The following is an 8,638-nucleotide window of genomic DNA, read 5'->3' on the forward strand; positions in this document are numbered from 1 at the left end:
CCGCTGAGTTAGGACAGAAGCATGACCCTCACTCATCCCGCGTATGACCAACTGCGGCAAGTGACTCCGTCCGCCGCCGTCGTGCTGGCGGACAATCCCAGCGGAATGACCCTGCAGGGCACCAACACCTGGCTGTTGCGGGCGCCCGGGAGCGCGGAATACGTGCTGGTGGATCCGGGGCCGGAGGATCTCGGGCATACCGCGGCCGTGGTGCGCGAGACCGGCGGGAAGATCGCGCTCACGCTCATCACGCACCATCACCTCGACCACACCGGCGGTATCGGCGGCCTGGTCGAGGCCACCGGAACTCCGGTGCGCGCCAAGGATTCCCAGTTCCTGCACGGTTCCACCGCGGTGCTCGCCGACGGTGAGGTGATCGAGGCGGCCGGATTGCGCATCACCGTGCTCGCGACGCCGGGGCATTCCGAGGATTCGGTGAGCTTCCTGGTGGACGGGCCCGCCGACGGTGACGCGGCGCTGCTCACCGGGGACACCGTATTGGGCAGTGGCACAACGGTGCTCGAATCCCGCGACGGTGCGCTCGCCGATTATCTGGAATCGCTGCGGCGGTTGGCGGAGGCCGCACCGGGGCGGGTGCTGTTGCCCGCGCACGGCCCGGATCATCCGGACGCGCTGCCGGTCATCGATTTCTATCTCGCGCATCGCGAGGAGCGGTTGAACCAGGTGCGGGCGGCGCTGGCGGAGCTGGGGCCCGATGCGGGCGCGATGCGGATCGTGGAGAAGGTGTACGCCGATGTGGACCGGTCGCTGTGGCCGGCCGCACAGAGTTCGGTGCAGGCGCAACTGGCCTATCTCCGCAGCCGGGGCTAGCGAATACGAAGGGACCGGGTCGTCACCGAGGTGACGACCCGGTCCCCACGAGTCTCTGTTCCCTGCCGGTACTACCTGGCGCGGCGAGCCAGGCGCTCCGAGTCGGAGATGAGCACGCTCTTGCCCTCGAGCCGGAGCCAGCCGCGGTGCGCGAAGTCGGCCAGGGCCTTGTTCACGGTTTCGCGAGAGGCGCCGACCAGCTGGGCGATCTCCTCCTGGGTCAGGTCGTGGGTCACGCGCAGCGCGCCCGCTTCCTGGGTGCCGAAGCGCTGTGCGAGCTGCAACAGCGCCTTGGCGACACGACCGGGCACATCGGTGAAGATGAGGTCGGCCAGATTGTTGTTGGTGCGGCGCAGACGACGGGCGAGGACCCGCAGCAACTGCTCGGCGATCTCCGGGCGCTGATCGATCCACGCCTTGAGGGCGTCCCGATCCATGGTGACCGCGCGAACCTCGGTGACGGTGGTCGCCGTCGAGGTGCGCGGACCCGGATCGAAGATCGACAGCTCGCCGAACATATCCGACGGGCCCATGATCGTCAGCAAGTTCTCGCGACCATCGGGTGAGCGGCGGCCGATCTTCACCTTGCCGGAGGTGATGATGTACAGCCGGTCACCGGGTTCGCCCTCGTTGAAGATGACGTGGCCGCGCGGAAAGTCCACGGGCTGAAGTTGTTTGGCGAGAGCCGCCACCGCGGTGGGCTCGACGCCTTGGAAGATGCCTGCTCTGGCGAGGGCCTCGTCCACGAATGTGCTCCTTATGGGAAATGGCTCTGTCCTGGACCGAAGCATTCGGCCGACAGTGCAGTCTACTTTGCAATACGCCCGGGTAGTGATAGACACCACGCGGCAGGGTCATTCTCCGACACGCAGCATCCGATTACACGACACGCACCGTCGATCTAGCGACACGCAAAGTTCAACTCTAGCGACACGCCGTTTAGCCCACGCAGGAAGATCGGAAAATGCCGCTGACCGGCCGAATACCGGCGTAACGGGCAGCGGCGGATAAAAGCGATTCAGCTGGCCTGGGCTACATCCATGCCCTTGGCCGCCGGTCGGGCGCGCCTCGGGCGCGCCGCCGCGGCGGGCAGTCCCAGTTTGGTCAGGTCACTGACCTCGGCATTCGTGGCTCGATCCAGATACCGCTGAACCTCCGGATCCGGTTCGAGCAGCTTGCGAAGCCGATTCTCGACACGTTCCATCACCAATGCGAACAGCATTAGCGCTATCGGAAACAGCACCACAGCGAGTCCTTGCATAGGGAGGAGTAAACACGGCGAAGGTCTCAGATGGAACACGGCGGATGCTCAGCCAGGTTGATGGGGCTTGCCGGTTCCGTAAGGTGGACGCGTGCGTGTCTCCACATCCAGCGCGGCCGCGAATGGGGCCGAATCCGGCGCTCCCGCCGTGCCTACCAGCGGCAGCGCCGCACCCAAGGGCGGAAAAGCCCGATCGCGCGCCAAGGAGACGCCCACCGGTCTGGTGCGCCGCGCCCGGCGCATGAATCGCACGCTTGCGCTGGCCTTTCCGGACGCGCACTGTGAACTCGACTTCACCACACCACTCGAATTGGCCGTGGCCACAATCCTTTCCGCGCAGTGCACCGATGTGCGGGTGAACCTCACCACACCCGCGCTCTTCGCCAGGTACCGCAGCGCCCGCGATTACGCCGAGGCGAACCGCACCGAGCTGGAGGAGTACATCCGGCCCACCGGCTTCTATCGCAACAAGGCGAATTCGCTGATGGGACTGGGGCAGGCGCTGGTCGAACGCTATGACGGCGAACTCCCGCACACCCTGAAGCAATTGGTGGAATTGCCCGGAATCGGCCGCAAGACCGCGAATGTCATTCTCGGCAATGCCTTCGGTGTGCCCGGTATCACCGTCGACACCCATTTCGGCCGCCTGGTCCGGCGCTGGCAGTGGACCGCGGAAGAAGATCCGGTGAAGGTCGAGCATATTGTCGGCGATCTCATCGAGCGCAAAGAGTGGACCATGCTCTCGCATCGGGTGATCTTCCACGGTCGCAGGGTCTGCCATGCGCGCAAACCCGCCTGCGGCGCATGCGTTCTGGCCAAGGACTGCCCCTCGTACGGGCTGGGTCCGACCGATCCGGCCGCGGCGGCGGCACTGGTCAAAGGCCCGGAGGCCGAGCATCTGCTCGAAATGGTGGGCCTGTGAGTCCTGTTGGACGCGCCCGTCTTCCGAGGTGGGGCGGGCTGCTCGCGCTGATCGTGGCGCTGACGCTGACGGTCGCGGCGTGTTCGAGTTCCGGGGGCGGCACGTCCGGCGGCGCGCCGAACGGGTCGGGTGAGCGACCGGCCTCGTCGGCCGAACGGGCGCACGCGGCGCTGGCCGACTGTCCCACGCCCTCGGGAGCGGTCGTGGGGGACAGTCCATTGCGCGGGCTCGCCCTCGAATGTCTGGCCGACGGCAAACCGGTGGATCTGATCGCCGCGCTCGCGGGTAAACCCGCGCTGCTGAATCTGTGGGCCTACTGGTGCGGTCCGTGCGCGGAGGAATTGCCGCTGTTGCAACAGTTCTCCGATCGCGCGTCGGCGTCGATCACGGTGCTCACCGTGCACAGTGATCCGTCCACCGCCAAGGGCCTGTCCCGGTTGACCGGGCTCGGAATCCATCTGCCGGGTGTGGCGGATCCCGATACCAAGGTGCGCAATGCCGTCGGCGCTCCGGCGGTGCTGCCCATCTCCGTGCTGTTGCGTGCGGATGGCACCGTGGCGAAACTCGTTGTGCGCCCGTTCAAGAGCGTCGACGATATCGCCGATACGGTTGCCGCCGAGTTGGGGGTGCGGGCGTGAGCGCCGGTGCCGTGGTCGATCTTGGAGTGTGGGCATGAGACTCGAGGTGCCTACGGGCTCCATTCCGGAGTGGCTCAGAGCGGTGGCCGACCATGATCCGGCCGATCCGACCGGGATGAATCCGGTATTGCGGCGCTTCGCCTCCGCGGCCGTGCACACCCGTGAGGCGGCGGTGCTGGTGCTGTTCAGCGGCTCCGAGACGGCCGATCCACAGGCGCTGGGCGGACTGCCCGAGGATGCCGATGTGCTGCTCACCCAGCGCGCCGCGACCATGCGCACGCACAGCGGTCAGGTGGCGTTCCCAGGCGGCGGGGTGGAGCCCGGCGATGACGGGCCCATCGGCACCGCATTGCGCGAGGCGCGGGAGGAGACCGGACTCGATCCGGCCGGCGTGGAGCCGATCGCGGTGCTGCCCAAGATCTTCGTACCGCCGTCGCGGTTCGATGTGACCCCGGTGGTGGCCTACTGGCGTACCCCCGGCGAGGTCGGCGTGGTGAGCGTGAACGAGGCGTCCCGGGTGGTCCGGGTGCCGGTCGCGGAGCTCGTCGATCCGGCCAACAGGTTCGTGGTGCGGCATCCGCTCGGCTATATGGGTCCGGCCTTCGCGGTGGACGGCATGCTGGTGTGGGGCTTCACCGGGGGAGTGCTCGCCGGGCTGCTGGCGGTATCCGGGTGGGAATTGGAATGGGACCATCACGATGTGCGTGATCTGCAGGCCTCACTGGCCGCGGTTGGGATGACGTTATGAGCTCTTCGGCCTGGCTCGACCTCGGGATCCTGATTCTGGCGCTGCTCGCGGCCACCTCCGGGTGGCGGCAGGGCGCGGTCGCCTCCGCACTGGCCTTCCTGGGCGTGGTGCTGGGCGCGGTGGCGGGCATTCTGATCGCACCGCACATCCTCATCCACCTGAGCGAGGGTCGCTCCCGGGTGCTGGTCGGCGTGCTGCTGATCGTGGCCCTGGTGATCGTCGGCGAGGTCGCGGGCATGGTGCTGGGGCGGGCGGCGCGCAGCGGTATGCGTGATCCGTTCACCCGCAGTGTGGACAGCGTGGTCGGCGCGGGTCTACAGATGGCCGCGGTCTTGGCCACCGCGTGGCTGCTGGCGCTGCCGCTGGCGAATTCGTCGCAGCCGGGAATCGCGGCCGCGGTCAAGAACTCTCAGGTCCTGGTGAATGTGGACCATCTCGCGCCGGACTGGCTGCGACGGGTGCCGAACGAATTCTCCAACCTGCTCAACACCTCCGGGCTGCCGGATGTGATCGGCCCGTTCGGCCGGGTGCCGATCGCCGCGGTGGAACCGCCGGATGGCAGCGTGCTGCAACTGCCGGTCGCGCAGTCACTGCAGACGAGCGTGCTGCGCATCCGCGGTATCGCGCCGAGTTGCCAACGGCAGCTGGAGGGTTCGGGCTTCGTGGTCGCACCCGAGCGCATCATGACCAATGCGCACGTGGTCGCGGGCACCAGCACCGTGAGCGTGGATACCGCGCGCGGGTCGATGGAAGCCCGAGTGGTGCTGTTCGATTCGTCCAAGGACATCGCGATTCTGGCGGTGCCCGGATTGAACGCGCCGGTGATTCCGCTGGCCCCGGCGGCGGCCAACTCCGGTGAGTCCGCGATCGTGCTCGGCTACCCCGGTGGCGGGCGCTACACGGCCAGTGCGGCTCGGGTGCGCGAGACCCTGGATCTCAAGGGCCCCAATATCTATCGCGACAACAATGTGCAGCGCGAGGTGTACACGGTGCGCGGTCAGGTACGCGCGGGCAACTCCGGCGGTCCGCTGGTCGACACCGAGGGCAATATCCTCGGCGTGGTCTTCGGCGCGGCGGTCACCGATGACGACACCGGCTATGTGCTGACCCTGGACGAGGTGCGACCGGAAGTGAACGAGGCGGCGAGCGTCTCGACCCCGGTCGGCACCGGAAGTTGCGTCCTGAGCTAGGAGAGCAGTGTGGCGAGCTCGGCGGTGACCGCCGCCGGGTTCTCCTGGTGCGCATAGTGTCCCGCGTCCGGGATGGTCACCACGCGACGCCGCGGCGAGAATTCCTGACCGCGGCGAATCGTGCTCGCGAGGATGTAGTGGTCGCGGTCGCCGTGCAGGGACAGCACCGGGATGTGGATGGGTTCGCGCATGGTCTGCATGAAGCGCGCGCCATCGGGCCGCCATTGGCTGCGGAAGGCCCAGCGCTGGTACTCCAGACCGGAATGCGCCGCACCGGGAATGCGGATGGCGGTGCGCATGCGCTCGGCGGTGTCGGCGAATTCCGCTGTGCCGGACCAGTGTTCACCGGCCCGATGGCGCGCCAGGCGTTCGATCTCCGCGCCGTCGTCGGCGGTGAGCAGATTCTCCGGATACCGCGGGAGTTGATAGCGCAGGAAATTGGGCAACCAGGCCGAGCGCTGTTTGCGGTCGCGCAGGATGGAGCTCTTGAGCGCCGCCGGATGCGGTGAACTCACCAGTCCGATGGCGCGCACCACCCGCGGTTGCAGTACCGCGGTCGCCCAGCACACCAGCCCGCCCTCGGCATGGCCGACGAGAGTGGCCTCGGTATGCCCGAGTGCGCGAACGAGTCCGGCGATATCCCCGGCGAGCGTCCACCCGTCGTAGCCGCGCGGTGGTTTGTCACTGTCGCCGTAGCCGCGCAGATCCACGGCGACGGCGCGATAGCCGAGTTCGGCGAGCGCGGTCAGCTGATGCCGCCACGACCACCAGAAATCACCGAACCCGTGCAGCAGCACCACCAGTGGCGTTTCGGGGTCCGCGAAGACCACTCCGCCTTCGGGCATCGCCTCCACGACGTGGAAGCGAATGCCGTTGGCATGCACATCCCGATGGGTCCACGGTCCCTCGTAGCGGACGGCGGACGGATCGGGGGGCGAAATCGACGACACGCCGAGGCAGCGTAATCGACGAGCTACGGCCGCGGCTTGCCGAGACCGGGCGTGGCGTCTGCGGAATGCTCACCGGCGGCGCCGAAACCGCTGGGCAGCAGCGTCTTCGCCTCCTTGAGCGATTCGATGGTCTTCTCCGGCGCGCGGAGTTTGCGCACCTTGAGATAACCGAGCAGCGCCAGCGCGGCGGTGGTCACGATCATCAGCAGGAAGACGATCAGGAAGGCCAGCCAGCGGTACACCCAGACATCGAGCAGCTCGGCCAGGAAGAAGAAAAAGAAGAAGGAGCTGAACAGCAGGACCGTCAGCGCCCCGATGAAGAAGACGCTGCCCTGCAGCCCCTTCTTGATCTCGCCGGTGACCTCGGCCTTGGCGAGCTCCACCTCGGCCCGCACCAGTGTCGACATCTGCTCGGTCGCGTCCCGGACCAGACTGCCCAGGCTCGCCGATTCGTGCACGTCGACATCGGACAGCGGAATCGAGGTGATGGTGCGGGTGCGATTCCCGTCTCGCCCGTTACCGCCCTGTGTGAAGCTCAATTGCTCGACCCTTCTCCATGTCCCGGAACTGCCCGGTGCGCTCTCACTCTTGTCCCTGTAGTGCCCGCTCGTCTCGGCGTGCCTGGTGGGCACGGCCACGACGCAACAGTAGCGCCGAACCCGCCAGGGAAGCCGTCAAAGACGTCAGCAACACAGCCGCTTTCGCCAGTTCGACTTCGGAGCCGTCGCCGACGCCGTCCAGTGCGAGTTCTGCCACCAAGAGGCTAACGGTGAAGCCGATCGCGCCTAGTACCGACAGGGCGAACATGTCCCGATAACCGAGATCGTCGGGCCGGCGCGCGATGCCCAGACGTACCGCGAGCCAAGAGAACCCGAAGATGCCGACCGTTTTTCCGACCAGCAGGCCGACGATGATGGCCAGCGAGATCCGATCGGTGAACAGCTTCGAGAACACATCGCCGTCGAGTTTCACCCCGGAGGCGAAGAGCGCGAAAAGCGGTACGCAGAGGGCCGCGGAGATGGGCTGGAAGAAGTGCTCCAGCTTGGCCGCGGGCACGCAGTGCTCGTCCTCGTCCGCGTCCGGGCGCACCCGGGTGAGCAGTCCCAGCGTCACACCCGCCAGCGTCGGATGGATGCCCGCCTCGTGCAGTGAATACCAGGCGAGCAGCGCCAGCGGAACATAGAGGAACGGTGTGCCGATCCGCTTCCACTGGCCCAGCGCCCATACCGCGCAGCACACGATGGCGATGGTCAGCCACAGCATTTTGAGGGTGGTGGTGAACAGCACCGCGATCAGAATGATGGCGATCAGATCGTCGACCACCGCCAGGCTCAGCAGGAACACTCGCGCGCCCGCGGGAATGCGGGAGCCGGTGAGCGCGAGCACGGCCAGCGCGAAGGCGATATCGGTGGCGACCGGAACGGCCCAGCCGCGATCCATGCCCTCCACACCCCAGCCGATGCCGATGGCGAGCAGCGCGGGCACCACCACACCGCCGATGGCGGCCAGGATCGGCAGGGTCGCGCGTTTGGGGTCGGCGAGTTCGCCGACCACCAGTTCACGTTTGAGCTCGAGGCCCGCGACGAAGAAGAAGATCGCGAGCAGACCGTCCTTGGTCCAATCCGCGAGCGTCAGATTCAGATGCAGTGCGGGAATGTCGAGGTGGGTGTCGACCATGGTGGTGTAGCTCGCGCCCCATGCGGAGTTCACCCACAGCACCGCGGCCGCCGCCGCGATGAGAAGCAGTGCGCCACCGAAGGTTTCGGTCCGTAGATAGCGGGCGAGTTCGGAGCGCATCTGGGCGATCAAGGGTGCACCTTTCCGGCAGTACGGTCGACTGAGCCAGCGGCGTGCGACTCCACCAGGTGCGGTCGACGCATACCGCATGCCGACCAGACTTCCCGGCACACCTTACGCAATTCTAACGGTCGAAATCCGGCATCGTGGCAGGGGCACGCCGCCCGACCTGCGGCGCACGATGCTATGGACAGCGCACGGCCCCGATGACCAGCCGGTCATCGGGGCCGTTGCGGGGATGCGCGAAACGACTTATCCGAGCGCGCTTTACGCCTTCCCGGCGCGAATGGCCTCGAAGACA

The 8,638-nt window shown here is 67.1% G+C and carries 10 protein-coding genes; 5 read left to right on the forward strand and 5 right to left on the reverse strand.

What is annotated here, in order from left to right; all coding sequences use genetic code 11:
* Nucleotides 1-21 precede the first annotated feature (21 nt).
* Nucleotides 22-831 (forward strand): MBL fold metallo-hydrolase, encoded by an 810-nt coding sequence (locus NA10_RS18345; RefSeq protein WP_067569483.1) that lies wholly within the window; start codon nt 22-24, stop codon nt 829-831.
* A gap of 71 nt (nt 832-902) precedes the next feature.
* Here the strand turns inward: NA10_RS18345 and NA10_RS18350 are convergent, their stop codons facing one another.
* Nucleotides 903-1,577 (reverse strand): Crp/Fnr family transcriptional regulator, encoded by a 675-nt coding sequence (locus NA10_RS18350; protein WP_019044571.1) that lies wholly within the window; start codon nt 1,575-1,577, stop codon nt 903-905.
* A gap of 272 nt (nt 1,578-1,849) precedes the next feature.
* Nucleotides 1,850-2,053, reverse strand: a complete 204-nt coding sequence (locus tag NA10_RS18355) for a hypothetical protein (protein ID WP_245677591.1) — start codon at nt 2,051-2,053, stop codon at nt 1,850-1,852.
* Between the two features lie 187 nt (nt 2,054-2,240).
* Here NA10_RS18355 and nth point away from each other — a divergent pair, with 187 nt between their 5' ends.
* The 4 genes from nth to NA10_RS18375 are packed head-to-tail and all read left to right on the forward strand — an operon-like array spanning nt 2,241 to nt 5,590.
* A complete protein-coding gene (gene nth / locus NA10_RS18360) occupies nt 2,241-3,014 on the forward strand; it encodes an endonuclease III (RefSeq protein WP_067569553.1) in 774 nt (257 codons plus the stop codon).
* Nucleotides 3,011-3,652 carry a TlpA family protein disulfide reductase gene (locus NA10_RS18365; protein WP_245677592.1) on the forward strand — a complete coding sequence of 214 codons (642 nt, stop codon included), beginning with the start codon at nt 3,011-3,013 and terminating at the stop codon, nt 3,650-3,652. The genes nth and NA10_RS18365 overlap by 4 nt, the downstream gene beginning before the upstream one ends.
* 34 nt (nt 3,653-3,686) lie before the next feature.
* Nucleotides 3,687-4,400: an NUDIX hydrolase gene (locus NA10_RS18370; protein WP_067569489.1), complete on the forward strand. Its 714-nt coding sequence runs from the start codon at nt 3,687-3,689 to the stop codon at nt 4,398-4,400.
* Nucleotides 4,397-5,590, forward strand: coding sequence for a MarP family serine protease (locus NA10_RS18375; protein ID WP_067569492.1), 1,194 nt, complete (start codon nt 4,397-4,399; stop codon nt 5,588-5,590). The genes NA10_RS18370 and NA10_RS18375 overlap by 4 nt, the downstream gene beginning before the upstream one ends.
* Here NA10_RS18375 and NA10_RS18380 read toward each other — a convergent pair.
* The 3 genes from NA10_RS18380 to nhaA are packed head-to-tail and all read right to left on the reverse strand — an operon-like array spanning nt 5,587 to nt 8,349.
* Complete coding sequence (locus NA10_RS18380) at nt 5,587-6,531, reverse strand: alpha/beta fold hydrolase (RefSeq protein ID WP_218021545.1); 945 nt, start codon at nt 6,529-6,531, stop codon at nt 5,587-5,589. The genes NA10_RS18375 and NA10_RS18380 overlap by 4 nt on opposite strands.
* A gap of 32 nt (nt 6,532-6,563) precedes the next feature.
* Nucleotides 6,564-7,079, reverse strand: coding sequence for a phage holin family protein (locus NA10_RS18385; RefSeq protein ID WP_067569498.1), 516 nt, complete (start codon nt 7,077-7,079; stop codon nt 6,564-6,566).
* Between the two features lie 43 nt (nt 7,080-7,122).
* Nucleotides 7,123-8,349 carry a Na+/H+ antiporter NhaA gene (nhaA, locus tag NA10_RS18390; RefSeq protein ID WP_373862390.1) on the reverse strand — a complete coding sequence of 409 codons (1,227 nt, stop codon included), beginning with the start codon at nt 8,347-8,349 and terminating at the stop codon, nt 7,123-7,125.
* Between the last annotated feature and the right edge of the window lie 289 nt (nt 8,350-8,638).

This window comes from Nocardia acidivorans NBRC 108247, assembly GCF_001625085.1.
In the GTDB taxonomy this organism is placed as follows: domain Bacteria; phylum Actinomycetota; class Actinomycetes; order Mycobacteriales; family Mycobacteriaceae; genus Nocardia; species Nocardia acidivorans.

Bases quoted from the DNA above. Each gene is read 5' to 3' on its own strand.
- NA10_RS18345 (WP_067569483.1), top strand. From the start codon at position 22: ATGACCCTCACTCATCCCGCGTATGACCAACTGCGGCAAGTGACTCCG.
- NA10_RS18355 (WP_245677591.1), bottom strand. From the start codon at position 2,053: ATGCTGTTCGCATTGGTGATGGAACGTGTCGAGAATCGGCTTCGCAAG.
- NA10_RS18370 (WP_067569489.1), top strand. From the start codon at position 3,687: ATGAGACTCGAGGTGCCTACGGGCTCCATTCCGGAGTGGCTCAGAGCG.
- NA10_RS18375 (WP_067569492.1), top strand. From the start codon at position 4,397: ATGAGCTCTTCGGCCTGGCTCGACCTCGGGATCCTGATTCTGGCGCTG.